Origin of the sequence: Pelagibacterium nitratireducens, from assembly GCF_037044555.1 — a bacterium.
Classification (GTDB): domain Bacteria; phylum Pseudomonadota; class Alphaproteobacteria; order Rhizobiales; family Devosiaceae; genus Pelagibacterium; species Pelagibacterium nitratireducens.
Genome location: NZ_CP146275.1, coordinates 324,676 through 350,747 on the forward strand (window position 1 = coordinate 324,676; position 26,072 = coordinate 350,747).

Genomic DNA, 26,072 nt, shown 5'->3' on the forward strand with positions numbered 1-26,072 from the left:
AATCGGAAGTGCCCCAAACAGAGACGTTATCGCTTTCGGTGGCGCGAAATTTGATCGCTTTTGCGAAACGTGATCATTCCACTTTAGCTCTTGAGCGCGCGCAATTGGCGATCACCGATACACTCGGAGTGATGGTCGCCGGGGCCGGACATGAGGCGGTGGAAATTCTTGCCGATACGCTCGGAATAGGTGTGGACGCCGGGCTGGCCACATTGGTGGGTGGCCGCGGCCGGACCGGCGTGCTCGACGCGGCGCTGGTCAACGGCACGGCCGCCCATATGCTCGACTACGATGATAGCAATTCCGATCTATTCGGACATCTCTCGGCCGCCATTCTCCCGTCTCTCCTTTCTCTTGCCGAAAGCGAGGGCGCGAACGGACGCCACCTGCTGGTGTCGTTTCTGGCCGGATATGAAGCTGGGTGCCGTTTTGGCAATGCCGTCAGCCGCTTCCAATATACCCATGGCTGGCACCCGACGGCAACGGTAGGCATTTTCGCTGCCGTTTCGGCCTGCGCCGTCCTAATCGGCCTCGACGATCGGCGCACCGCGATGGCCTTGGGCATCGCGACCCATCTGGCGTCGGGAATCAAATCCAATTTTGGATCGATGACCAAGCCGCTCGGGGTTGGCCATGCCAGTAGAAGCGCGCTGATGGCCGTCCTTTTGGCCAAGCGCGGCTTTACCTCTGGGGAGCGGGCCTTCGAGCATCACCATGGCTATTTCAGCGTGTTCAACCAGAACGCCCTCGACACCGAGCCGCTGCTCACCCCGTGGTCGCCGGGAGAAAAGATTCTCGACCCCGCCAAGGGTTTGAAACAGAAGCGCTTCCCCTGCTGCTTCGCGATCGCGCCCATCCTCGACTGCGTTGCCGATATCAGGAATACCGAGGGACTCGATCCCGCCGATATCGTCGCCATCGTGCTCAGGGTCCACCCGATCCGCTTTCCGCATATCGATGTGCCCGATCCCCGAACTGGGCTCGCAGCCAAATTCTCGGCGACCTATTGCGCGGCGCGAATGCTTGTCGCCGGCAGGGTGGAGGTTGCCGATTTCGAAGACGGAGGCCGTCTGGTCGATCAGTGGACACGCGAACTGATCGCCAGGGCCTCGCTCCAGACTTATAGGCGTGAGCAGCTCAGCGGAGCCGAGGTCGACATCACCACACGCAACGGTCACGTTCTCTCGCGGAGTGTCGATGCGGCGCGGGGCGCCACCTCGGACAACCCGCTGACACCCGCCATGGTGAGCGAGAAATTTGATGATTGCGTATCCCGCCGCCTGGGAACAGTTGCGGCGAGTGCGCTCTGGCAGCGCCTGCAAGCGCTTGCCGATTGTTCCGATGTCGCCGACTTGACCGCGCTCACGCGATTTGAAGCGCCTTCGGGTGATACCAGAGAGGTCCATTATGGTTAACGTTGTTTTGGCCGTGGCCGCGGTCGCGATCGCGGCGGTCTATGCCCTGGGCATCGCGGCGATTCCCACCATGATGATCAGCGATGCGGTGGGCCCGCGTGCCTATCCCACATTGCTGCTCATTCTGCTCTTGATCGTTTCGGTCATGCTTGTCCTCGAAGGCTGGGGAACGCGTGACTGGACCGCCGGACGCCAGAAGGTGATGGAATTTATTCGCTTGGACAGCGGCACTTTCCTGTGCAGTTCCCTGGCCATCCTGGCCTATTTCCTGCTGTTCGAACCCCTTGGCTATCTCCTGTCCACGGCGCTGTTTCTGCTTTGCGGCATGCTGTTGCTCCACCATGGCCGGCGCTGGGTCGCCATAGTAGTCGCGCTGGGCTTCACGGTCGCCACCTACATTTTGTTCGCCGAGGTTTTCGGCACGCAACTGCCGACCGGACTGCTGGCATTTTGAGGAGGACGAGATGATTCCCATAGACCACCTGCTAAACGGCCTGTCCGTTGCAACCGCACCCCACAATCTGCTTTACGCATTCGTCGGCTGCATCTTGGGCACCCTCGTGGGTGTTCTGCCCGGCCTCGGGCCGGCTGCCGGCATGGCGTTACTGCTGCCCTTGACCTTCGGCATGGAGCCCACATCGGCTCTGATCCTGCTGGCAGGTATGTATTATGGGGCCATGTATGGCGGATCGACCACCTCGATCCTGATTAACACGCCCGGAGAATCCTCTTCGGTGATGACGGCGATTGACGGCTACCAGATGGCCAAGAAGGGTCGGGCGGGCGCCGCGTTGGCCGCCGCGGCCATTGGCTCGGTCATCGCTGGCACCTTCAGCGTAATCGCGCTGACGGTCATGGCGGTTCCTCTCGCGCGCTTCGGGCTTCGCTTCGGCCCAGCTGAACATTTCGCCATCTTGGTCTTCTCCATGGCGGCGGTTTCGAGCCTGACCGGAAAATCTCTAGCAAGAGGCATTTTTTCTATGGTGATCGGGCTGGTGATCGCGACCGTGGGCATCGATCTCCAGAGCGGCATGCCCCGGTTTACGGGCGGCAATGTCGAGCTATTGGATGGCGTGAGCTTCCTCGTGGCGGCGGTGGGCTTCTTCGCGATCTCGGAAGTGATGCTCAACATTGATGACCATCTTCGGGGCAACGCAACTGTGCTGGCGATCAAGGGTCGGCTCTGGCTCACCAGGGAAGAATGGCGTCGCTCCTTCATGCCCATCTTACGCGGCACGTTGATCGGATTTTTTAAGGGCGTCGTTCCTGGCGGTGGAGCGACTATCTCGACCATGCTGAGCTATTCACTCGAACGGGGCCTACACAAGGAGAAGGAAAAGTTCGGGACTGGCATGATTGAAGGCGTTGCTGGTCCCGAGGCGGCCAACAACGCTGCGGTTGGCGGCCACATGGTGCCGCTTCTGGCCTTAGGGATTCCCACCGGCACCACGACGGCGATCCTTCTCGGAGCCTTCATAATCTACGGCATTCAGCCCGGACCGCTGCTTTTTGATCAGGAGCCCGGACTGGTCTGGGGGCTGATCGGCTCGATGTATATCGGCAACGTGATGCTTTTCATTCTCAATCTGCCGCTCATCGCGATCTTTGTGCGGGTCTTGCACACGCCCACCGGCATCTTGCTGCCGCTGATCCTGGTCACGGCGTCGATCGGTGTCTATTCCATCGACTATTCCGTGCAGGATCTTCTGCTGACCTGGTGTTTCGGTATCGCAGGCTATGCATTTAAGAAGGCCGACATTCCGATCGCTCCCTTGATCCTGGCCATGGTGCTTGGCGGCAAGATGGAGCAGTCGTTCCGTCAGGCCATGACGATCTCGGGCGGCGACGCGCAGGTGTTTGTCTCCAGTTGGATCTCGGTACTGTTCCTAATGGTTGCGGCCCTGATCCTGGTCCTGCCCTTCGTTCTCGCGCAGGTCCGGCGGCGCGCCTTACGCCGCGCCGAGATGGCCGATGTCGCGGGCACCGCGGATTGATCCCTTGCCCGGCGTTTTGCCATATGGCGCCGGGCAGTCTTTCCTAGTCACAATCCAATACGACGCCAAGGGAGCATCGAAATGAACGCCGTCGCACCGGTCCAAGAGTTTGAAACGCGGGGTCAGCGCCTCGCCGCCTTCATCTCCACCGCGAGGGGCAGGACCTATCCACCTGACGTGCTTGAGGCGGCGCGCAAGGCGTTCGTCGATTATCTGGGGGTGACGTTCGGCTCAATGAACGATGCTCCGGTCTTGGCTGTCTCTGCGGCCGTACGCCGTTGGGAAGCTCCAGGCAAATCCACTGTCTTTGGCCAATATCGGACCGCCCCCGCGCTTGCTGCGCTGGTCAACGGCACCTCGACGCACTCCCAGGACTATGACGATACCCATCCCATGGGCGCTGGGCATCCTTCAGGTCCTGTCTGGTCGGCCAGCCTGGCTATGGCCGAACATCTCGAGATTGACGGCCCGCTGCTCATGAGCGCCTACATAACTGGTTACGAGGTGATGGCCAAGCTCGGCAATGGTGGAGCTCCCGGGGGTGTAGGGCGCACCCTGCAACGCAAGGGTTTCCATCCCACCTCGATCGTGGGAAGGACCGGCGCGGCCGCATCCGTCTCGGTCCTTTTGGGTCTTACACAGCATCAGGTTGGCTCGGCCCTGGGCAACGTTGCCACGACAATGGGTGGTCTGCTCGGTTCGTTCGGCAGCCATTCCAAGCCGTTCCATGCCGGCAAGGCTGCAATGGATGGTATTATGGCAGCCCAATATGCCGCCGAAGGCTATGAGGCCGCGCAAACGCTCTACGAGCTGGAAGGTGGCTGGCTGTCCGCCTTTATCCAGGACAATTCCGCCACCGTCCCGACGCTCGATGATTTCGGCCGGAACTGGGAAATCTTGGGCAATGGCTTCAAGCTCTTCGCATCATGCCGCGCCACCCATGCCTCGACCGAAACGGCCCGCAGTCTGGCCGAAAAAGTTGCCGGACGGGCCATCGGTTCGGTGCACGTCAAAACGCACAGTACGGCCCTGATCACGGCCGGCAAGCTGTTTCCCAAGACGCCGCTCGAATGCAAGTTTAGCGTCCCGTTCTGCGTCGCTATGGGGTTGCGTGGCTACAGGTTGTTGCCCGATGATTTCGTAGAGACGACGCTCGCCGATACGAGCGTTACCGAGCTTCTGTCGAAAATCACGGTCGAGCCGGTGCCAGGTCAGCCGCCCTCCGAGGCCCACGTCGAGGTCATGCTCGAAGACGGGGAGGTGCTGCGCGCGAGCACGCGCATCGTCAAGGGACATCCCGACAACCCGCTGACCTGGGATGAGCTTCAGGCAAAGTTCGAATCCATGCTGGAGCGCAGTCTGCCGTCTGCAGATATCGCGACTCTCTTCGAAGCCGCCAAGGCATGCGACGACCCTCATGCTTTCGCGACCTTCAGACGGCTGATAGGGCCCAGAGAGCCCCGAGAATAAACGTCCCTCCGATCCCGCCGAAAGGCGATGCCACTCTATCTGTTCAAAGGAGAAAAACATGTTGAATTGGAAAAATTACCGCAAGGACGTGAAGAAACGTGCGGGCGATCTGGCGCAACTGGCCCCGGCGGTGATGCAGGGTTACAGCGCGCTGGCTACGGCGGGCGAGAAGGCCGTGCATCTTGACGGCAAGACGCGCGAACTGATTTCCCTCGCGGTGGCCGTCACCACTCGGTGCGACGGTTGCATCGCCAGCCACGTTGAGGCCGCGATCAAGCATGGCGCTAGGCGCGAGGAGATCGCCGAAGCTTTGGGGGTCGCGATCGCGCTCAATGCCGGCGCCGCCCTTGTTTATTCGGCCCGCACCCTCGATGCATTCGAATCGATGAGTGTCCCAGACTAAGTACGGGAAATTCGGAAAGGCTCGGGCTCACGGGCCTTTCCGTTTCGATTTCGAGAGCGATCCGCTCGCGGGCTCGTTCTGTTCGATCGCACCAGGAAAAATTGAACTGGAGCCAGTCCCTCCTAAGCGGGCCGGTTCGAGGCTCCCGACGAGAAGGTCGAACCTTGATGACTACCAAGGCACAACCGCACCTCCAAAATGCCGGCGTATTGCGCGAAATGACGCCCGGCTTGTTCCTGTGCGCAGTGATTGCGGCAACCGCATTCTCGATAAGTCATTTGCGGTTCCTTTCAGCGGTCAGCCCGGCCCTTTTGGCGGTTGTCCTTGGCATCGCGTTCCGGGCCCTGTTGGGCGAGCCGGCCATCGCCCAGCCGGGCGTGCGAATATCCATGCGCCAATTGTTGCGTATCGCCGTCGTTCTGCTCGGGTTGAGAGTGACTTTCGCACAAATCCAGACGATGGGCCTATCGGCACTTATGGTCCTTGCCGCGACCGTAGTGGCAACGCTCGCCTTTTCGTTCTGGATGTCGAAACTGTGCCGTGTGGAATGGCGGCTCGGCATGCTTTTGGGGTCGGGAACCGCAATATGTGGGGCGTCGGCTATCGTGGCCGCCAGTTCAACCCTGACGGCCCGTCATGAGGACATAGCCTATGGGTTGGCTGCCGTGACCATCGCCGGTTCGTTATCGATGGTGTTGTATCCAATATTGGGGATCCTGCTCGAGCTGGATCCGCACCGCTACGGGCTCTGGGTTGGAGCTTCGCTGCACGAGGTCGCCCAAGTAGTGGTCGCCGGGTACCAGTTGGGACCTGAAGCTGGCGAGACAGCCACGGTAGCAAAGCTGGTTCGCGTTCTGGCGCTTGCGCCCACCGTCGCCGTTCTGGGTTATCTTGCCCAGCGTAGATTGCGCGGCGGGCCCGATCAACCGGCGCGTGTGCAGCTTATACCGTGGTTTGTTGCTGGCTTTGCCGTAATGGTCGTACTGGGCAGCGTTATTGCTTTTCCCGATTGGCTGCTGTCCGGCATTCAGTCTCTGGTGTCGTTTCTGATGGCTATGGCCTTGGCGGCCATTGGTATCGAGACGGATCTGGGCAGGTTGGCCGGTAAGGGCATGGCGCCGCTGCTGTTTAGTGCGCTGCTGACGATTTTCATCGCTGTCTTCAGTTTGGCCCTCATCCTCCTTTTTATCTGACAATTCGTTGGAGCAGTGAGCGCACATTAGGAGGGTGTAAGGGCGCGCTCGAAACGGTTCTCAGCCCGGCGCAAGGTGGCCGCGCCTGGAAATTCGCGGAGATTTTCGCCATAGCTATCGACGTCATGGGATCGGAGGATGATCCGGCTTTGAATATATTTCAGTGTCAAATGGAAAATATGCATAACACATAATCCGTTCCTCAAAAGTTCACCAGTTGGACGTAATTCTTTTTTACGCACGTCACGAAAATTTCGATTTGTCCGGTAAAAATTTAGCAATTTTCATAGTTATAATGAAATCACGCAATCAGCGTAGTAATCATTGTTGGTCTTCCTAGTTTAATTAATATTTCCATTCCTAAAGCATCTTCTTACTTGATCTAAGAGCCAAGCAATGCTGGCTTCGTGAACGCGATCTTTAAGATAGATCATGCTGGTGGCTTGAGGTAGATTTAGGAATGACAAGGAATGGAGCGACAGGGAAAATGCCTCCTTAAAATGAAGTGCTACACTTTTCGGCATCACGGCCATAAGATTGGTCTGACTCACAATCGCAACCGCAGAAGAAAAATGGGAGACCGTGGCGACCACATGCCGCTTGCGCTTCAGAGCTTCGAGTCGCTCGTCAATCCAGCCCTTTCGTCTGGGGTCGGAAGTGATTTTGACATGTTGCAGAGCTAAGAGATCCTCCAAGCCGACCTGCTTTCGACTTGCGGGGTTATTATTCGAAATAATGCCCACACGTTCTTCACTATAAAGCAGTTCGGCCGCGAACCGTGCGGGAACCTTATCGGCAGTCATAACGGCAATGTCGATTTCTCCATCGTCGAGAAATGTCTGCACCAATGGCCCTTTGGCGGCCGCCGAGGTCCCCAGTGTCCGAGGCATGTGAGTCACCTCCAGAACACAGTTAGGCGCCAGATTGCTGACACGCGACACCAGCGGAGGCATCAATACAAGTGAGAAGTAGTCGTTCATGCCTATGCGGAATGTGTGGCTGCTGGTTCTGGGATCGAATGGAGTCGATTGCAGGAAGACGGTCTCGCAGCCTGACATGATGCTGCGTACACTTGGCATCAGCTCGGCGCAGAAACTGGTCATCTGGAGCCCGTGCCCGGTCCGGATGAAAAGGTCATCATTCAGCAGCTTTCGAAGCCGACCCAACGCATGACTTACCGCAGGTTGAGACAATCCAATGGCTGCGCCTGCCGCAGTGATCTGGCGCGTATCGGCTATCGCGTTCATGACCTTCAAAAGATTGAGGTCCACACTGTTGATATTAAGCTTTGACAATGGAACGCCTTCTTTTTTGTTGTGAATGGCAAAAAAACGGGAAAAATCAACAACTTATTGATCAGTATTGTGGGAACGCAAAATGCACAACATGCATGTTTCGCATATTAAATATTCATTTGTCGGATAAATGTCACCTAGCTAACGTGTCGTCCGTGCCTCCTCTCGCTTGAGGAATTGGGAAAGCCCGATCCACCTTTCCACTTGGAAATGTGCCAGCCACGGGCTTGTCACAAGCACACGTAAAAAGGGAGTTCGACACTATGCAAAAGTTCATGATCGCTGTAGCACTCGCCACGGGACTAACGGCAAGCGCACACGCCGAGGACCTACTCATTGGGACTGGTGCCACGATCACCTCTATCGATCCACACTTCTACAATGCGTCCCCCAACAACAGCATTGCAATGCAGATTTTTGATCGTCTGGCCGAACGGACAGCTGCTGGCAGGCTTGTGCCGGGATTGGCGGAAAGCTGGGAGGCGACCGGGGAAACGGAATGGACCTTTCACCTTCGTCAAGGCGTGACTTGGCACGATGGTGAGGCCTTCACTGCCGAAGATGTCGTATTCACTCTGGATAGGGCAGGTGACGTTCCCAACAGCCCGGGTGGGTTTGGGGGCTTCCTGCGCGGTATCGAGAATGCGGTCGCAGTTGACGACCACACGCTGGTGATCACCACCGATGTTCCCGTGCCGGACTTGCCGGGGAATCTCGCCAATATCGCGGTGGTGTCACAGCATGCGGGCGAGGGCGCCGAAACGAGCGACTACAATGACGGCTCCGCGGCGATCGGAACTGGAGCGTTTGAATTTGTTTCATTCAGCAACGGCGATGCGGTCGAGTTAAAAAGGAACGATCAATGGTGGGGTGGCGAAGTCGCGTGGGAAAGTGCGACCTACAAAATGATGACCAGTGAAGGAGGGCGCACAGCTGCCCTCTTGTCGGGCGACGTTGACATCATCGATACGCCTCCTGCGGCAGACCTTCCGCGTCTCAACTCGACCGATGGCATTCATGTGACGTCGGTACCAGGTCTTCGCGTCATCTACTTTGAAATCAACTACCGTGAAATTTCCGAGGTCACGGGTCTGACCGATTCAAACGGCCAAGCCCTCGAGGTCAATCCCCTGCAAGATGTCGAGGTGCGGAGAGCCCTTTCGATGGCCATCAATCGCGAAGCGATTGTTGAGAGGATTATGCAAGGCACAGCAACGGCATCGGCCCAATGGCTTCCGGAAGGCGCATTTTCATACGCCCCTGACGTCACGGTATCGAATGCTGATTTGGAGGCTGCAAAAGATAAGCTTGCGCAGGCCGGCTATCCGGAGGGTTTCCAGTTGACACTCTATGCTCCAAATGACCGTTATCCGAATGCTCCCGAGGTAGCGCAGGCTGTCGCACAGATGTGGACCCGTATCGGGGTGCAGACGTCGGTCGAAGTGCTGCCATGGTCAACCTATTCGAGCGCCAGGGAATCCTATGCCATCCATATCATCGGTCTTGGGAACTCAACCTTCGATGCAACCTCGATGCTCATAAATCGTCTGGGCACCCGAGAAGAGGCCACAGGGATGGGTGCCAGCAACGTGTCAGCCTATTCTAACCCTGAGCTGGACGCACTCACCATGGAGGCAATTTCGATAGTCGACGAGACTGAGCGCGAGCAAGCTCTTATTGAGGCTGTTGAATTTGTAATTGAGGATCAGGCGATTATTCCGCTCTATCAGCAGTCAAACGCCTGGGCCATGCGTGACGGAATTGACTATGAGCCTCGCATCGACGAGCGGACTTTGGCCAAAGACGTCGTGCTCGACTAAGCGCCAACGGGGTGGGCATGTCTCACCCCCGACCCTTTGCCGGGAACAAACTAGATGACATTTTGGATATTCAGGCGCGTGCTCCAGGCCCTCGTTGTGGTCTTGGCTATGACGTTGATCGTCTTTCTGGGTCTGCACGCTATCGGTGACCCCGTCGAGATCTTGCTTCCGCCCGAAGCGAGTTTTGAAGATCGGGCAAAAATGATCTCGGAATTGGGTCTCGACTTGCCGCTGCATGAACAGTATGTCCGTTTCCTTGCGGGACTGCTCCAAGGCAATCTTGGCACCAGCTATGTATTTAATGAACCTGCGGCCCAGTTAATCTTGTCGCGCTTGCCCGCGACCCTTGAGCTCGCCCTCGCTGCGGTTTTCCTATCGGTCATTATTGGGCTGCCTCTTGGCTTGGTCGCAGGACGCAATCCAAACAGCTGGCTTTCAAAAACGATCATGCGGGGCAGTATATTAGGCTTCAGCCTTCCGTTGTTCTGGGTCGCAATTTTGTTGATCCTGATCTTCAGTGTGCAGCTCAATTGGCTTCCCAGTACGGGGCGCGGGGACACTGTCGAACTCTTTGGAACCGAATGGTCGTTCCTTACGACCGACGGCTTGCGCCATCTGATACTGCCCGCCTTTAGTTTGGCGCTGTTCAATATCGCCATGGTGCTTAGGCTCACCGAGTCAGGCGTTCGGGAAGCATACGGAAGTGAGTATGTGAAGTTTGCGCGCGCAAAAGGCATTAGTCCCAGACGGATCCTGCTCACCCATGTGCTCAAAAACGTTCTGATACCTGTTGTCACGATAGTTGGCCTCGACATTGGAAATACGATCGCATTTTCGGTGGTTACCGAAACCATATTTGCATGGCCCGGCGTCGGAAAGATCATAATAGACAGTATTTCAGCACTCGATCGACCGGTAATAGTAGCTTACCTAATGATGGTCGTAATACTGTTTGTATGTATAAACATGATTGTTGATATCGTTTATCGAATACTTGATCCAAGAATGCGGTTAGAGGAGGGGCATTGATGAATACAAGCACGTTTCGTCTCAGTGCCATGAGTGCCCTGGAATTTTTCAAGATTTTTTCGAAGGAAAAGTCCGCTCTAGTGGGACTTGTCTTTTTGATACTGGTTGTCCTGAGCGCGACTTTTGCCCCGTTGCTGTCGCCTCAGAATCCTTACGATCTCATGCAGTTGGACATTATGGATGGCCGACTTGCGCCTGGCAGTGAATCGATGAGTGGCATGACCTACGTTCTGGGCACTGACACGCAAGGGCGAGACATGCTTTCGGCCATTTTGCACGGTTTGCGGATTTCCCTGGTGGTTGGCTTGTGCGCCGCAACTCTGGCGTTTGTCCTGGGCACCATCGCGGGCCTATGTGCTGCATATTTCGGGGGACGCTGGGACGCCTTTTTGATGAGGCTGGTCGATCTGCAGCTGTCAATTCCGACCATATTGGCCGCGATGCTCATTCTTGCCTTTCTGGGCAAAGGTATCACCAATGTCGTTATCGCCATCGTCGTCGTTGAATGGGCTACATATGCCCGCACGGCGCGCGGGACGGCGCTTTCGGAGATGCAAAAGGATTATATCGAGGCCGCTCGTTCCTTACGGATGCCTTGGTACAACATTCTGTTTCGCAATCTTTTGCCCAATTCAATCTCTCCGCTCATCGTTCTTTTGACCATGCAGGTGGCGCGGGCGATCGCGCTTGAAGCGACATTGAGTTTTCTGGGCCTTGGTGTGCCCATAACAGAGCCTTCGCTGGGATTGCTGATTTCGAACGGCTACACCTACATGCTTTCGGGCGCCTACTGGATCAGCATTTATCCCGGCATAGCCCTGCTTATCACCATTTACTCAATCAACCTGGTCGGTGACCGCCTCCGTCAGATTCTCGATCCAAAGGCGGAACTGCGGTGAAGTGCGCAATGCTTGATGTTAAAGATCTAAGAACCGAATTTGCAACGCGATTAGGTGTGCTCGATGTTGTGAAGTCTATCAGCTTCAGTGTTTCGGGTGGAGAAATTGTAGGACTGGTTGGTGAATCTGGCTCGGGCAAGTCTGTTACCGGCTTTTCTATCATGGGGCTGATCGATTACCCAGGGCGGGTGGCCGGCGGGCAAGTTCTCTTTAAGGGGCAGGATCTGCTCCAGATGTCAGAACCCCAGCTCCGTGGACTTCGCGGCAACCGCATTGCCATGATCTTCCAAGATCCGATGATGACACTCAACCCGGTCCTTAGAGTGGGTACTCAGATCATCGAGACCGTTAGGGCGCACACAAAGTGCGACAGCAAGACTGCGCGAAGCAAAGCGATCGAGGTGCTCGGGCTGGTTGGCATTCCCAGTCCCGAGGACAGGCTTGCAGCATATCCGCACCAGTTTTCGGGAGGCATGAGGCAGCGGGTGGCGATTGCCATTGCACTCTTGCATGAGCCCGACCTCATTATCGCCGACGAGCCAACCACAGCACTGGATGTAACAATTCAGGCCCAGATTTTGAGCGTGGTTCAGAAATTGTGCCGCGAGAAGGGCACTGGTCTCATTTGGATCACGCACGATCTGTCGGTTGTGGCAGGCTTGGCCGACAAGATCGCGGTGATGTATGCGGGCAAGATTGTGGAGCAGGGGCCCGTGGCCAAACTGCTCGAAAGCCCCAAGCACCCTTATACACGCGGATTGATTGCAAGCCTGCCCGGGGCCGTCGGGCAGGGCGGGAGATTGAAGCAGATCCCGGGTTCAACTCCGCAGATTTCTGATCTGCCGACCGGCTGTGCCTTTCGACCGCGGTGCTATGCGGCAACGGAAATCTGCACCATGGACCCTGAGCCAGCCGGCACCGATGAGCGGCTCTGGCGCTGCCATCATCCACAAGAAGGGGGTGTTTCGTGACGCATGCCCATATCGAAATCCGCAATGTCTCCAAGCGCTTTACCCGCAAACCCTCACTTATTGAGCGCGGAGCAACTTCCTTGGGGGTAGCGATGCCGCCACCTGTCGTTCACGCTCTTGATGATGTGTCGTTGAGCGTGAAACGGGGCGAGGTTCTTGGTCTGGTTGGTGAATCGGGATGCGGGAAATCAACGCTGGGACGTATCATTTGTGGGTTGATTAAGCCGTCTTCTGGCCAGGTTATTTATGAGGGCCGCGACCTGAAGGACTTTTCAGCTCCCGAGCGCCTGCAGAGGGAACTGGCGACGCAGATGATCTTTCAAGATCCTTCGTCCAGCCTCAACCCACGTCAGCGGATCAAAGAGATTGTGGGTGCGGCAGCCCTGCACCACAAAATCACCAACCGGCGAGAGCTTTCAGACTTTGTCGATCGCCAGCTCGAGCGCGCGGGCATGGACCCCGCCACAAAACAACGTTTTCCGCACCAATTCTCAGGGGGGCAGCGCCAGCGCATCGGAATCGCACGGGCCCTTGCGGTAAATCCCGATGTTTTGGTGTGCGACGAGTCGGTCGCCGCCCTCGATGTGTCGATACAAGCTCAGATACTGAATCTGTTTCTCGATCTAAAAGAGGAACTGGGGCTTACTTACGTTTTCATCAGCCACGATCTCTCTGTTGTCAAACACATCTCCGATCGCGTTGCAGTGATGTATTTGGGACGTGTTGTGGAGGAGGCTGAGGTGGCTGAGCTCTTCGCAAATCCCAAGCATCCCTATACCCAAGCACTGTTGGCCGAAATGCCGACGATCGAGGCAAAGTCGAGAACCTACGCCACCGTTAAGGGTGAAATACCTTCTCCACTCAATCCTCCAAAGGGATGCCACTTCCATCCCCGGTGCCCGATGGCCATTGATCGGTGCCGTATGGAGGCACCCCTGCTCAAGTCATTGGAAAATGGCCACAAGAGCGCCTGTCACCTCAACGATTAACAACTCAACATACCAATTCGCTTGACCCGCTGATTTTTCGGCGCGCCTAGGCTTACTCAATACAGGACGATGCACAAATGCTGGACACCGCTGAACCAATTCCTGGCTCGGAATGGGCAACGATCGACCCCAAAGAGGTAGGAATGACATCTGAAGCTCTCGGTGTCGCATCCCGGACGCTGGAGGGATTGACCACAACCTCATTCATGGCGGTAAAGGGCGGCAAGACGGCATTTAGTTACGGTGACTGTTCCCGATCCAGCTATCTGGCAAGCACGCGCAAAAGCATTCTCTCAATGCTTTACGGAAAACACGTTGAGTCCGGCGCGATTGATCTCAACGCCACGATGGATGATCTGGGGGTTTTCGAAGAGGACGGCCTTTTGCCTATTGAGCGCAGCGCGAAACTGGGCGATCTGTTGAAATCATGCTCTGGCGTCTACTACCCGGCCGGAAGTCCAGGGAGTGATATGAAAAATGTTCCCGAACGGGGGTCCAAGGTCCCCGGGCAATACTTTCACTATAACAACTGGGATTTTAACGTTCTAGGCGCTGTGTTTGAGGAGCTTACCGGGCAGACGGTCTTTGAGGCTTTTGAAAAGGAACTGGCCGCACCGCTCCGGCTTCAGGACTTTGATCCCGGCCGGCAAAGGATGCTCGGTTACGGCAACCGTTCGCGCTATTTGGCCTATCACTTCTTTCTTTCATGTCGAGACATGGCGCGGATCGGTCTGCTCATGGCGAGGCGCGGAAATTGGGGCGGTCAACAGTTGATATCAAAGAGCTGGGTAGCGCAGAGCACAAGCATCATGGTTCCTGTCAAAGAGATGGCCAACCCCAAGCCCCGCGTTGCCGGATACAGCTATCTTTGGTGGATCCCTGAAGTTCCCCAAAATAAGCCATACTGGAAGGATGCATTTGTCGCAGCTGGCCATTTCGGGCAGTTCATATTGTGCATGCCACGCCTGGATGCCGTCTTTGTAAATCGTCGCGCCGTAACCGATGAACAGGCAATCGGCAGAAACCTGGGAACTTTCACTGAAGAGTTGGAGCCAGTAACAATGGCCCAGTTTCTGAACGTTTGCGATATTTTCGCAGATGGCTTCGCCGACGTTAGCGAAACTGTCCAACGTTAGTGTACGTTCCCTTCTGAGGGCCGGGGTCCGCAACTGCCGACGTCCTGCCGTATCATGGGCTACCCATCTGGGACAACGAAGCCAAAGCGTTGCTGATTGACTACCGCTGGGATTTCTTTTGCGAAGGTGTCGAGGCGACGTCGGTCTATTGGGAAAACGATTCTTAGGACAAGCCGTTCTTGTATCACCGCTAGGCGCAGACTGGAGCAAATGGCTCCCATCAATTGCCCCGGAAGCTGCTTCGCACATATCAGCAATTTGGTCGGATCGTGCTGTGTTCTGTGGCGGGACATCGCTTGTCGACAGCGTAACGCCGAGTACTTGGGGCGAGCAAAGAGCGGTCGTTCGGCATGGTGTTGGATGCCAAGTGACGGCTTTTTGCGCCTCCCTGCCAATCCTGCCATTCCGATTCCGTGTAGGGTTTCCGCTGCCGTCAGGCGCCCGAAGAACGAACCCTCGGTCTAAGAGCTGTGTTTATGGAGATTTCGGACTTGGGCTGCCTGCGGCAATGAACAAGCGGTGCTCGGGATAATGCGATGAAGCGCAAGACGGGCTTGTCCCCTTGGGTGAGCGGTGGCGGTGTGCCGCGCGAAGGCGTCGTGGGAGTGTGCCAAGACGGATAGGCCCAAGATCGGTCGTTGGCAGCAACGACAGCGTTGCGGCGTCGGTCAGTATCGAGCCATGCCGGGTCATGATGCGAGATCCCGGATAAGAGGCGCGTTGGCTGGTGGAGCGCGAGGCCACCGCCATCGCGCGACGGTCCCGATGATCACCATGGCACCAGCCACAGCACCGACATGACGGGGCCGGATATGCAGACCCTTCGCCTGCCGGTTCTTCCGATGGTGGCGCGGCCCTGAGCAGTTCTCGTGCGTGTTCCAGACATGCCTGACGCGCCGAACTCGCGAGCAGGCCGCAATGCCGGATGCGGTGAAAGCCCTGGGCAGGACATGGAGCAGGAAGCGGCGGACAATCGGGTTGGACGGAATGGGAGTGGTCATCGTTGGGCTCCTGGGTTGAAGAAGCCCAGATGGTCCGCCTGAACTGCTCGGCGCCTCAATCCAGTGGCGACCTATGCCGGCCTGTCACGACCTCGCCAAGCGCTCCCCTCCCGCGCAGCAGGTTAGTTCATCGGCCCGAAATTGCCGGCAGCGACGCGCCCCAATTCCGGCCATTCAGGCGCCACGCGCGTGTTCACGAAAGCGAACCTAACTGCAGGTTTCGCGCGCCTTGGAAGCGTTCTAAACGGCGGCGATGGGCCTTTAGCCGCTTGGCTGCCAATGCGAAACCGGTCCAGAAACAGGACCTTGCCGGTGACGCGCGTCGGAGGGCGGTCGATCAGTATGACCCGACAAAGGAGGCGTGGAAGGATGGTCTGTTCCGTCCTTCATATCGCGCGAGTGAACCCTTGTGCCCCATAACTTGAGGTTATGAGGCTATGGCAACTGGCAATTTGACAGGGTCACCTCATCCTTGTCTTGTGAAGAAATTGTGAAGCCGGGACACCGAGGAGGAGTGGTGATGAAGGTCTTTGTCTCAGTCGATATGGAAGGTATGGCCGGTGTCACTCACTCCGATCATACCAAGATGCAGGGACCGGAATATGAGATGGCCCGGGTATGGATGACCGAGGAAGCCAACGCGGTCGTGGAAGGTGCGTTGGAGGCCGGTGCGACCGATGTCGTCGTCGCCGATGCACACGGCTTCATGCACAATATCCTACCTCATAAACTTCATAGGGCCGCCCAGCTGGTAAGCGGCATTCCTCGCCCACTTCTGCAGATGGAAGGGATCGATGAATCGTTTGCCGCGGCCATCATGATCGGCTTTCATGCCCGCGCCGGAGATGCCATTGGCGTGCTCTCCCACACCCATGTGGGTAGACTTGCTTACGAAGTTCGCATCAACGGCGAAGCGGTCGATGAAATTACATTCAATACGGCGGTCGCCGGCCATTTCGGCGTGCCGCTCGCGCTCGTGGCGGCGGACGACCGAACCGTCGGCCCCTTGAAGCATACGCATCCCTGGGTGGAATTCGTGACCACCAAATGGGCCATCAGTCGCTTCGCCGCCCGCAGCCTGAGCCCCTTGATGGCACAGGATGCAATCCGCGAAGGCACGATGCGTGCTCTCAGGCGCTTGGACGAGATGAAGGTTGTCCATGTCGCCGATCCGATCGAGTTCGAGATGCATTTCTTTGATCCGATGTCCGCTCAACTCGCGTCCGACATTCCCGGTGCCGAGCGGATCGACGGCAGGGGGATCCGCTATGTCGGCAAGGATATGCTCGAGATCACGCGAATCTGGCGTCTGAGCATCAACGCAGCTCTGAGCTCCTTCCCGCTCTAGTGTAGCTGCTGCCCGCCGCCGCATACCGTTCATTGATCTAGATATAAGAGCAGCCATGTCAGTTTTGGACGTTCGGGACCTTCAAATTCAGTTTGACACCGCAGTCGGTGCGGTGCGTGCCGTGAAGGGGATAAGCTTTTCCGTCGGCAAGGGTCGGACGCTAGCCGTGGTCGGCGAAAGTGGCTGCGGAAAGTCGGTCACCGCGATGGCGCTAATGCGTCTGCTTCGGTCTCCCGGAAAAATTGTCGGCGGGCAGATGCTGCTGGAATTGGGAGGCAAGACAGTCGACCTGGCCGCCTTGGACCCCAAAGGGGCAAAAATCCGTGGCATCCGCGGCAATCAGATGGCTATGATTTTCCAGGAGCCCATGACCTCGCTCAATCCGTTGCACACGATCGGTCGCCAGATCATGGAGCCTATAATGTTGCATCTGGGATTAGCGCGAGCGCAGGCCCGTGCCAAGGCGGTCGAGATGCTGGTGGCGGTGGGCATCCCGGCCGCCGAATCTCGGCTCGACGACTATCCCCATCAGCTTTCGGGCGGCATGCGGCAGCGCGTGATGATCGCCATGGCCCTGTCTTGCAATCCTGCCCTTCTGATCGCCGATGAGCCGACGACGGCGCTGGACGTGACAATCCAGGCGCAGGTTCTCAAGCTGATGAATGACCTGAGGACGCAGCTCGACTCCTCGATCCTATTCATTACTCACGACCTCGGTGTTGTGGCGCAAATGGCCGACGACGTAATCGTCATGTATCTCGGGCAGATCGTGGAGCAGGCGAGTGTCTCCGATCTGTTCCGCAATCCGGTTCATCCCTACACCCAAGGCCTGATGAACTCGGTTCCCACGATGGTGATCGGCAAGACGGATCGACTCATCCCCATCAAGGGGTCGGTTCCAAACCCAATGTCGGTCAAGCAGGGCTGCAGTTTTGCATCCCGGTGCCCCCACGTCATGGAGAAGTGCCGCGTCCATGAGCCTCCACTGGAAAGCGTAGGCTCGGCACACCTCTCCGCATGCTGGTTGAACAAACCGCAAAGAGTGGACCGGGCCCACTGAAGCCCGCTCCTGAAGTCAGTGCCGATGATGGCGAAACACGCGAGGCTATGACCGTGACGACCAAAGAAAACCTGTTGGAAGTGAATAACCTGCAGAAACATTTTCCGGTTCGGCGGGGGCTGCTGCGGCGGGTTTCCGGGCATATCAAGGCCGTAGACGACGTCAACCTTAGCATCGAAAAAGGGGAGACCATAGGACTGGTCGGTGAAAGCGGCTGCGGCAAAACCACCGTGGGTCGTGCTATATTGCGCCTCACGCCCGCAACACGTGGCGATATCATGTTCTCTAGCAGGGCTTTGGCACGCGAGGGAGAGACGACGCGCCGGATCAATGTCGCCGACACGGGGCCAGAAGATCTGCGGAAACTTCGGCGCGATATGCAGATCATCTTCCAGGATCCCTATTCTTCCCTCGACCCACGGATGAACGTTGCCGACCTCATTGGCGAACCATTGTACGTCCATGGCATTGCGCGCGGCCGTGAACTTCTGGACCGCGTGGAGGAGATGATGATCGCCGTGGGGCTCAATGCGGATCACATGAGACGCTTTCCTCACGAATTCTCCGGTGGTCAGCGGCAGCGCATCGGCATCGCCCGTGCCTTGGTTCTGCGCCCGCAGTTCATAGTCGCCGACGAACCTATCTCCGCGCTCGATGTGTCGATCCAGGCGCAGGTGGTGACGCTGCTCCAGGATCTGCAGGAACAGTTTGACCTGACCTATCTGGTGGTCGCCCACGATCTGACGGTTGTTCGCTATCTCAGCAACCGCGTGGCGGTGATGTACCTGGGAAAGATCGTCGAACTCGCGACAGCCGAAGCGCTGTTCGCATCGCCGCTGCATCCCTATACCGAGGCACTTCTTTCGGCCGTCCCGCTCCCGAACCCCGATGTGAAGGTCGACCAGATTATCCTCGAAGGCGATGTCCCCAGCCCACTCAATCCCCCAACCGGGTGCCGATTCCACCCCCGGTGCCGCTATGCACAAGACATCTGTCGCAGGGATATCCCGGAAACCCGAGAGATGGGCGACAATCATCAGGTCGCATGCCATTTCGCGGAAACGCTCAAACTCAGGCCTTTTGCCGCTGCACTTCAGTAAGTCCCTAATCCCTCGATAAAAGGATCAAGCATATGACTCTTCAACGGAAGACTCTTACCGCCGCACTTGCTTCCTGCCTGGCATTTGCCGTCGGCAGCACGCATGCGCAGACCCCGGAGCCTGAGGCTACCCTCGGCGGGGAATTGCGGGTGGGTATCGCCCGCGACGTCGTCAATATGGTGCCGTGGGTCGCGCAAGGGGCCAGCGTCTATATCGTCCAGCAAAACGTCTACGACAATCTGATCACCTACGACGATGAAGGGAACCTGACGGGAGAGCTCGCTGAATCCTGGGAGATTGTCGACCCGACGACATATGTGCTCAAGCTGCGGCAGAACGTCGTCTTCCACGACGGGGATACCTTCGATGCCGAGGATGCGAAAGTGTCGCTGGACCGAATGAGGGATCCCACCGGCACCTCTGCGCTGGCCTCACAACTATCCTCGATCGCAGAGGTCAACGTCATCGATCCCTATACGATCGAACTGAAACTGTCCGAGCCCAATGTCGTCGTACTGTCTATCTTGGCGTCATCGACGGCGCATGTCCTGAGCAAGGAATGGCTCGAAACCGAGCCCGACCTCACGACCGAGATGAACGGGACGGGCCCCTTCATGTTTATCGAATTCGAGCCGGGCGTCCGGACCGTTCTCGAGCGCAATCCCAACTACTGGAAAGAAGGGTTGCCCTATCTCGACCGGCTCGTGGCCATTCCCTACGCGGATGACAGCTCGCGCATAAACGCTCTGCGCTCGGGCGAGGTCAATTTCATCGAGTACGTTCCATACGTGGAGTTCGATTCCCTTCGTCAAGACGATCAGTTTGATCTTCAATCGGGTGTCGGGCCGTACAACATCCTTGTTCTGAACATCAATGAAGAGCCCTTCGACGATATACGGGTTCGTCAGGCCCTGAACTACCTCATCGACCGAGAGCAACTCATCATGCTGGTTTCAGAAGGCGAAGGCACACCGATGCAGGTCGGACTGCTCCAGCCGGACGATCCCTTCTACAGCGCAGACCTCGAGACTTGGACATTCGATCCCGATCGCGCGCTCGAACTCATCCAGGAGGCCGGCTACGACGGGTTCTCCGACATCGGGTTCACCCTTACGTCGTCCACGGTGACGATCCACCAGGACATGGCGACCGTAGTGCAGGCTCTCCTGCAAGGCTTCGGTATGAACGTCTCGATCGAGATCGTCGACGTACCGACTCTTCTTGAGTACCGCGGAAACGGCGCCTATGTCGCCATGATGGACGGCTATTCCAACGCGTACCAAGATCCCGATGCCTACTCCCGGTATTTCGAGACGGGCGGCGCCGGATACGCTAACGCCGTCGGGCTCTCCGACGAGATACTCGATGAGATGATTGACCGGGGTCGTGCCGCAACCGATGTTGCAGAACGCAAAGAGGCCTATCACGAGTTCGAAGAACGACTTATCGAACTCGCCCCCTGGTACTTCGGCTTCTTCCGTCCGCAAGGCGAGGCCATGATCCAGGACGTGAACGGCTACAGGCGTTGGCCCAGCGGGCTCGGTGGTCAGTCCACCAGCCGGATGGAGTACGTCTGGATCCAGCAATAAGGCCCGTGCAGCCGCCGGAAGGAAGCAATCCCTCCGGCGCGCTCGCTTTGCCTAATGTCGCGTCAACCTGAATCGTTGGCGGACGAACCGGCGCTCGTCTCAAGCGCATCAACATCCAAGAAGATCTGCCATGCTCGCTTACATCATTCGACGATTGGGTCAGACCGCCGTTACCACCTTCGTGGTGGTTACGATGATCTTCTTCCTTGTCCACCTGATCCCCGGTGACCCAGCTTTGACAATTCTGGGGGGTATGGCCGCGCAACCCACCGAAGAACAGATCCAGCTGGTTCGAGAGCGTCTCGGGCTCAATCTGCCAATCCAGGTTCAATACTTCGACTACCTGCGTGGCCTGCTGACAGGTGATCTGGGAACGTCACTGGTCAGCAATCGTCCAGTTACTTACGATATACTGCTTCGACTCCCGCGGACGCTGCAGATCGCCGTGCCTGCCCTGATCCTTGCGACCTTGGTCGGAATCCCTCTGGGGATTCTGGCAGCGATCCGCCGGGGCCGGCTCAGTGACCTGCTCGTTTCGACAACCTCGGTTGCTGCCTTTTCACTTCCTTCATTCGTGACCGGACTATTCCTCGTCGTCATTTTCGCAATCCAGCTCAACTGGCTGCCGTCCAGCGGCTGGGTCTCTCCCACCGAGAATTTCCCCGGCTTCCTCTCGCGCATCGTCCTTCCGACGATCGCGCTGGCGGTCGCTCCGGCCGGGCTCATCATGCGCATGATGCGCTCGAGTATGCTCGAGCAGCTGGGGCAGGATTACGTTACGACCGCGCGGGCCAAGGGCCTCATCGAGAACCGCGTGATCTATCGTCATGTCCTGCGCAATTCGATGACGCCGGTGGTCACCTCGCTCGGCCTTCAGGCCGGCTTCCTGTTCACGGGAAGTGTCATCGTCGAGAATGTTTTCAACTGGCCCGGGATCGGAACGATGCTGCTGGATTCGGTGATCAACCGGGACTACCCCGTCATCCAAGGGTTGGTCCTGATCGTGGCGCTTACGTTCGTACTGATCAATCTTCTCACCGACCTGACCTACGGTCTTATCGATCCGAGGATTCGTTATGACTGAACGTTTTCGTGAAACGCTGCGACTGTTGCTGAAATCGCCTCAGTTCGTGATCAGCATCGTCTGCCTTGGGGTGATCGCGGTTCTGACCGTATTTGGTCCATGGATGACGCCGCACGAGCCGTGGCAGGTCAATGTGACCAAGCGGTTTGCCGGGCCATCCGTAGAGAATTGGCTCGGCAACGATGAATTCGGTCGCGACATCTTCTCCAACATCGTTCACGGGGCACGCATCAGCCTTGCTGTCAGCTTCAGCAGCATGGTTTTCGCGGGTGTAGTCGGCGCCATCATAGGAATGATCGCGGGATATTTCCGCGGCGCATGGGAAATGATCGCGATGCGCGGGGCCGACATCATGCTCTGCTTTCCCCCGATGCTAATGGCAATTTTTCTCGTCGCGCTGACCGGGCCGAGCGTTGCCAACCTTGTCTTCGTCATCGGCATATTGTTCATCCCGAGGTTTGCGCGGATTGCCCACAGCAGCACCTTGTCGGTGGCCGAAATTCAATTTGTGGAAGGAGCCCGGGCCATCGGTGCTCGAAGATGGTTCATCCTGCTTCGGCATATCCTCCCCAACATTGTGGCGCCGCTGTTCGTGCAGTTCTCGCTTGGCCTGGGCTCCGCGATCCTAATCGAGTCGGGACTAAGCTTCCTCGGCCTCGGTCCTCCGCCTCCCGAAGCGTCCTGGGGGCGCATGATTTCAACGGCGCAGCGGTTCCTGTCCGCAAATCCCCTCGGCGTTTTCTGGCCGTCCCTTTTCATCTCGGTGACCGTCATCTCGGTCAACCTGCTCGGGGACGCCCTGCGAGACACGCTTGATCCGCGCTTGCGCAGTCAGATGAAGTAACTGCGCAAACCTCAAAGTCAATTATTATTCACTCCAACTGTATAGAGGAAATGATGGATTTTACCTGGAAGGATACCCGTCTCGGATACACTGTCCGGAAAAGGCCAGAGAGCATTGACATCGATCGGGCGAGGTTTGAGGGGCTTTACACGTCCAATGTTTCCGACGTCATGGGCAAGTTGATGACAATGGATCATCAGATAAAGCCCGTCGTTCCCGTTCAGAAGCCCATCATCGGGCACGCCATCACCGTCATGGTGCACCCGGGCGCGAACCTGATGGTGAAGAAGGCCATGGAGATGGCCCAGCCGGGTGACGTGATAGTTGTAAACGACCAGTTCGATCGCAACAACGCGCTGCTGGGCGGCATAATGGCGGAGATGGCGGCGCACAAAGGCATTGCGGCGTTTGTGACCAATGGTCTCGTCCGCGATCAGGAAGAACTAGAAGCAGCCGGTGTTCCGGTATTCTCGATTGGCCTCACCCCAATGGCTCCGGCCAGCTCCCGTCCGATGGGGCAGATCAACACGCCGATCAGCTGCGGCGGCGTCATCGTGCACCCAGGCGACATCATCATTGCCGACAACAGCGGTGTGGTGGCTATTCCGGCCATGGATCTCGAGACCGTGCTTAAGCGGTGCGAAGCACTGCGCAAGAAGGAATGGGACTGGCTGCATCCCGAAGTCCCGGGCGAGTACGCCATCTATGCAAGCACGAATACCGAGCTGACGAACACGGGCTGCGAGATCGAACCGGGCGTCTGACAGCCACGCTAGGCTGCACGGCCGCCGGCGGTGCAGCATCCAGAACAGACATCGACACCTCAGAGGACTACATGACCACTCGCAAGTTCGAACTCGCCCGCATGTCCTACCGCGAAGCTGAGACCGCTTTTAAGGACAACCCGGTTATTCTCATCCCAATGGGATCCACCGAACAGCACGGCCCCCAGACCCCCACCGGCGACTATCGCCTGGCCAACGCTCTGTCTCTGGACTTGGCGCAGCGAACCGGCGCCATTAGCGCTCCCGTCATCCCGTTCTCGGAAGGCGCCGCTGCCCGACATTTTCCCGGTGCAGTCCCCTTGCGCAGGGAAACGCTCTACAACCTAGTGTGGGACGTCTGTCGCAGCTTCACGCGCTTCGGCCTTGATCACATCATGCTGGTTTGTGGGGATCACGGCAACGTTCCGATTATGGAAAATTTGCTCCGCGATTTCAAGGACTCTCAAGGTGTTCGCCTGGCAATGGTGGAGCAGTATCGCTGGTTCACGCCCGAATGGCTGGCCGAGATCTACGCGCAACCGTCTCCGCCGATAGGTCACGGCGCCGACCCGATCATGTCGCTCAATATGCACCTGTTCCCCGACGATGTCCGACACGATCTGGTGGAAACCGAGGTCAAGCAGGACTTCCAGGGGCTTAAACCGCTCGGCTTCACTCAGATGCGGTTCGACAAGAACATGTTCTACCTGCCGGTCGACTACAATGAGCTGTCCCCCAACGGCGTGCGGGGAGATGCCAGCATCGCAAGTAGCGAGGTAGGAGCCCAGATCTGGTCCGGCTTCCTAGACCGTGGTGTCGAGATCATCGAGCGCTTCAAGCAGGTCGATACGCGCTGTGAACCCAGCTCCTGGTAAGATAACCGGGCCAGTTAACGGGGCCGCGATGCACAGTCGCGGCCCTCTCTCATTCGGCGAGCATTTCAAGTACGGTTTGAATAAACTGCTGGGCCAGCCGCGAAGGCGGCTTGTTTCGAGGCGTGATGCAGTCAAGCCGCACCGAGATCGAGGGTTGAAACGGCACGGCCACGATATTGTCGTACAGCTCGTTCAGCCTCGATATATTCTCGACTATGCCGATGCCGGCACCTTGTTGGACGAGCGCCCAAGTGGTGACGATCGAAGTTGCCTGTATGCGGCGGGGTACTTCGGACTTGCTGGAGGTAAAGGCCGTGGAAATCAGCGGCTGGAGCCTGCTGTCCTGCGGATATGAAATAAACTGCTCATGCTCCAGATCCGCCGCAGTCACGCAGGAGCGGTCGGCGAGATAATGGCCGCGCGGGACGATGCAAACCATGTCGCGCTCGCTGAGCGTCGCCGAGTCGACGCTGGAGTGCAAGGGGACCAGAAATGACAGGCCCACATCCGCTCGTTGCGACGCCACATATTGCATCACGACGTTGCCATCTCTTTGGGCGAAGCTGATCTGAACCTCGGGTCTTTCCCGCGCAAATTTGGCGATAGCTTTGGGAATAATGACCTGACACATCGGGGGAACGCCGACGATATTCAGCGCTCCGCTGCGGCCAAGCCGAACGTTGACTATAGTCTGGTTGACCGAGCTCATGTCCTGAAGCAGGCGCTCGACATCGTGTAGGATCACCAGTGCATCATCGGATGGAACCATTCGTCCGCCAACCCGGTGGAATAAAAAAAATCCTAAACGTTCTTCGGTGCTTCGCAGTATCTTTGTTACTGCGGGCTGGCTTAGGTTAAGGGCGCTTGCGGCTGCGGTTACGGACCCAGTGGTCATTACGGCATGGAAGATCTCCAGCTGACGGTAATTGATGGCGTTCACAATGGTATCCTCGGAAGGGGGGGCGCGATCAGCGATCATCTACGCCTTCGGAAGGTCGGATGCTTACCTCAACCCTACACATAGTGGCGATCGATGACCGACCGAAGGATGCACTTGGCGATGCCCGAATGGAAGACCACTAAAGGTCGAACTTGGGCGCAATGAAATGCTAACTTCGGGAGTTCAGCAGTTTCCTATGAACAACAGGAATGGCGTCGAATTCGAACGACCCCTTTCGACGTTTCCTATGGTGGATGGCTCCCGCTCCAGGCATCTGAGTGCCAAAGTGGGTTTGTTATCAGGCGGCATCGGTTGCCGATCCTGGCCAGTTCCGTTCAGGTCGAGAGTTCGCGGTCTGGCTCGGGCTGACCCCTTCGCAAAACTCGAGTGGGGGCAAGGATCGGCTCCGTCGCATCACCAAGATGGGTGATCGGTATTTGAGAAAGCTGCTGGTGGTCGGGGCGACGTCGCTGATCCGCCGGGCAAAGTATAAACCAGAGACAGCGGACCCTCGGCTTGTTGCACTACCCATGCCATGCAGTTGCACCTTGAGGAGATCAGCAGGAGCGTCAGACGAGGGGCTCATGTCGTGCTGCCGGTGGATCGCGCCGGATGGCACACGACCTCAAAGCTAAGCCGCCAAAGAATGTCACGCCGATCTTATTGCCTTCGCAGGCGCCCGAGCTCAATCTGGTCGAGAACATTTGGCAATACCTGCGCCAAAACTGGTGCTCAAACCGCATCCTCGAAGACTACGACGCCATCATCGAAGCCGCCTGCGGGGGCTTGGCAGAACTTGATCGTCCAACCAGCCACCATCACTTCTATCGGATTCCGGAAATGGGCAATGACG

22 protein-coding genes and 2 pseudogenes are annotated in these 26,072 nt (G+C 57.4%); 22 read left to right on the plus strand and 2 right to left on the minus strand.

The genetic code is table 11. The features are described 5' to 3' along the window. Positions 1-104: 104 nt before the first annotated feature. The 6 genes from V6617_RS01670 (at position 105) to V6617_RS01695 (ending at position 6,475) form a co-directional block, all read left to right on the plus strand. A complete protein-coding gene (locus V6617_RS01670) occupies positions 105-1,415 on the plus strand; it encodes an MmgE/PrpD family protein (protein ID WP_338608641.1) in 1,311 nt (436 codons plus the stop codon). Beyond that, positions 1,408-1,869, plus strand: a complete 462-nt coding sequence (locus tag V6617_RS01675) for a tripartite tricarboxylate transporter TctB family protein (protein WP_338608642.1) — start codon at positions 1,408-1,410, stop codon at positions 1,867-1,869. Before V6617_RS01670 ends, V6617_RS01675 begins: the two co-directional genes overlap by 8 nt. A 10-nt stretch (positions 1,870-1,879) precedes the next feature. Beyond that, positions 1,880-3,409, plus strand: coding sequence for a tripartite tricarboxylate transporter permease (locus tag V6617_RS01680; RefSeq protein ID WP_338608644.1), 1,530 nt, complete (start codon positions 1,880-1,882; stop codon positions 3,407-3,409). A gap of 81 nt (positions 3,410-3,490) precedes the next feature. Next, entirely contained in the window at positions 3,491-4,879 is a 1,389-nt protein-coding gene (locus V6617_RS01685; RefSeq protein WP_338608646.1) for an MmgE/PrpD family protein, read from the plus strand. Between the two features lie 58 nt (positions 4,880-4,937). Then, complete coding sequence (locus V6617_RS01690) at positions 4,938-5,282, plus strand: carboxymuconolactone decarboxylase family protein (RefSeq protein ID WP_338608648.1); 345 nt, start codon at positions 4,938-4,940, stop codon at positions 5,280-5,282. 167 nt (positions 5,283-5,449) lie between these two features. After that, entirely contained in the window at positions 5,450-6,475 is a 1,026-nt protein-coding gene (locus V6617_RS01695) for a YeiH family protein (RefSeq protein ID WP_338608650.1), read from the plus strand. A 341-nt stretch (positions 6,476-6,816) separates the two neighbouring features. Here V6617_RS01695 and V6617_RS01700 read toward each other — a convergent pair whose 3' ends face one another. Further along, a complete protein-coding gene (locus V6617_RS01700; RefSeq protein WP_338608652.1) occupies positions 6,817-7,770 on the minus strand; it encodes a LysR family transcriptional regulator in 954 nt (317 codons plus the stop codon). 263 nt (positions 7,771-8,033) lie between these two features. On the opposite strand from V6617_RS01700, the gene V6617_RS01705 reads away from it, so the two are divergent. The 14 genes from V6617_RS01705 (at position 8,034) to V6617_RS01775 (ending at position 24,279) form a co-directional block, all read left to right on the plus strand. After that, positions 8,034-9,590 (plus strand): ABC transporter substrate-binding protein, encoded by a 1,557-nt coding sequence (locus V6617_RS01705; RefSeq protein ID WP_338608654.1) that lies wholly within the window; start codon positions 8,034-8,036, stop codon positions 9,588-9,590. 54 nt (positions 9,591-9,644) lie between these two features. Then, positions 9,645-10,619 carry an ABC transporter permease gene (locus tag V6617_RS01710; protein WP_338608656.1) on the plus strand — a complete coding sequence of 325 codons (975 nt, stop codon included), beginning with the start codon at positions 9,645-9,647 and terminating at the stop codon, positions 10,617-10,619. Next, entirely contained in the window at positions 10,619-11,518 is a 900-nt protein-coding gene (locus V6617_RS01715; protein WP_422394796.1) for an ABC transporter permease, read from the plus strand. Before V6617_RS01710 ends, V6617_RS01715 begins: the two co-directional genes overlap by 1 nt. Before the next feature lie 8 nt (positions 11,519-11,526). After that, on the plus strand, positions 11,527-12,489 hold the full coding sequence (locus tag V6617_RS01720; RefSeq protein WP_338608658.1) for an ABC transporter ATP-binding protein: 963 nt from the start codon (positions 11,527-11,529) through the stop codon (positions 12,487-12,489). Next, positions 12,486-13,478 (plus strand): ABC transporter ATP-binding protein, encoded by a 993-nt coding sequence (locus V6617_RS01725; RefSeq protein WP_338608660.1) that lies wholly within the window; start codon positions 12,486-12,488, stop codon positions 13,476-13,478. Before V6617_RS01720 ends, V6617_RS01725 begins: the two co-directional genes overlap by 4 nt. Positions 13,479-13,555: 77 nt before the next feature. Next, a complete protein-coding gene (locus V6617_RS01730) occupies positions 13,556-14,614 on the plus strand; it encodes a serine hydrolase (RefSeq protein ID WP_338608662.1) in 1,059 nt (352 codons plus the stop codon). 1,521 nt (positions 14,615-16,135) lie between these two features. After that, positions 16,136-16,963 (plus strand): M55 family metallopeptidase, encoded by an 828-nt coding sequence (locus V6617_RS01740; protein ID WP_338608664.1) that lies wholly within the window; start codon positions 16,136-16,138, stop codon positions 16,961-16,963. 55 nt (positions 16,964-17,018) lie between these two features. Beyond that, on the plus strand, positions 17,019-18,023 hold the full coding sequence (locus tag V6617_RS01745) for an ABC transporter ATP-binding protein (protein ID WP_338608665.1): 1,005 nt from the start codon (positions 17,019-17,021) through the stop codon (positions 18,021-18,023). Between the two features lie 47 nt (positions 18,024-18,070). Continuing rightward, on the plus strand, positions 18,071-19,123 hold the full coding sequence (locus tag V6617_RS01750; protein WP_338610794.1) for an ABC transporter ATP-binding protein: 1,053 nt from the start codon (positions 18,071-18,073) through the stop codon (positions 19,121-19,123). Positions 19,124-19,155: 32 nt separating this feature from the next. Next, on the plus strand, positions 19,156-20,712 hold the full coding sequence (locus V6617_RS01755) for an ABC transporter substrate-binding protein (RefSeq protein WP_338608666.1): 1,557 nt from the start codon (positions 19,156-19,158) through the stop codon (positions 20,710-20,712). 130 nt (positions 20,713-20,842) lie between these two features. Then, positions 20,843-21,796 (plus strand): ABC transporter permease, encoded by a 954-nt coding sequence (locus tag V6617_RS01760; RefSeq protein WP_338608667.1) that lies wholly within the window; start codon positions 20,843-20,845, stop codon positions 21,794-21,796. A gap of 46 nt (positions 21,797-21,842) precedes the next feature. Continuing rightward, positions 21,843-22,640, plus strand: a complete 798-nt coding sequence (locus tag V6617_RS01765) for an ABC transporter permease (protein ID WP_338608668.1) — start codon at positions 21,843-21,845, stop codon at positions 22,638-22,640. A gap of 50 nt (positions 22,641-22,690) precedes the next feature. Continuing rightward, complete coding sequence (locus tag V6617_RS01770; protein ID WP_338608670.1) at positions 22,691-23,404, plus strand: RraA family protein; 714 nt, start codon at positions 22,691-22,693, stop codon at positions 23,402-23,404. Positions 23,405-23,475: 71 nt separating this feature from the next. After that, a complete protein-coding gene (locus V6617_RS01775) occupies positions 23,476-24,279 on the plus strand; it encodes a creatininase family protein (protein ID WP_338608671.1) in 804 nt (267 codons plus the stop codon). Positions 24,280-24,328: 49 nt separating this feature from the next. Here V6617_RS01775 and V6617_RS01780 read toward each other — a convergent pair whose 3' ends face one another. Next, a complete protein-coding gene (locus V6617_RS01780; RefSeq protein WP_338608672.1) occupies positions 24,329-25,258 on the minus strand; it encodes a LysR substrate-binding domain-containing protein in 930 nt (309 codons plus the stop codon). A 263-nt stretch (positions 25,259-25,521) separates the two neighbouring features. Here V6617_RS01780 and V6617_RS01785 point away from each other — a divergent pair. Both V6617_RS01785 and V6617_RS01790 read left to right on the plus strand, forming a co-directional pair. After that, positions 25,522-25,707, plus strand: a pseudogene (locus tag V6617_RS01785) (transposase); the annotation flags it as partial. Positions 25,708-25,745: 38 nt separating this feature from the next. Further along, positions 25,746-26,072: pseudogene (locus V6617_RS01790) on the plus strand (transposase); the annotation flags it as partial.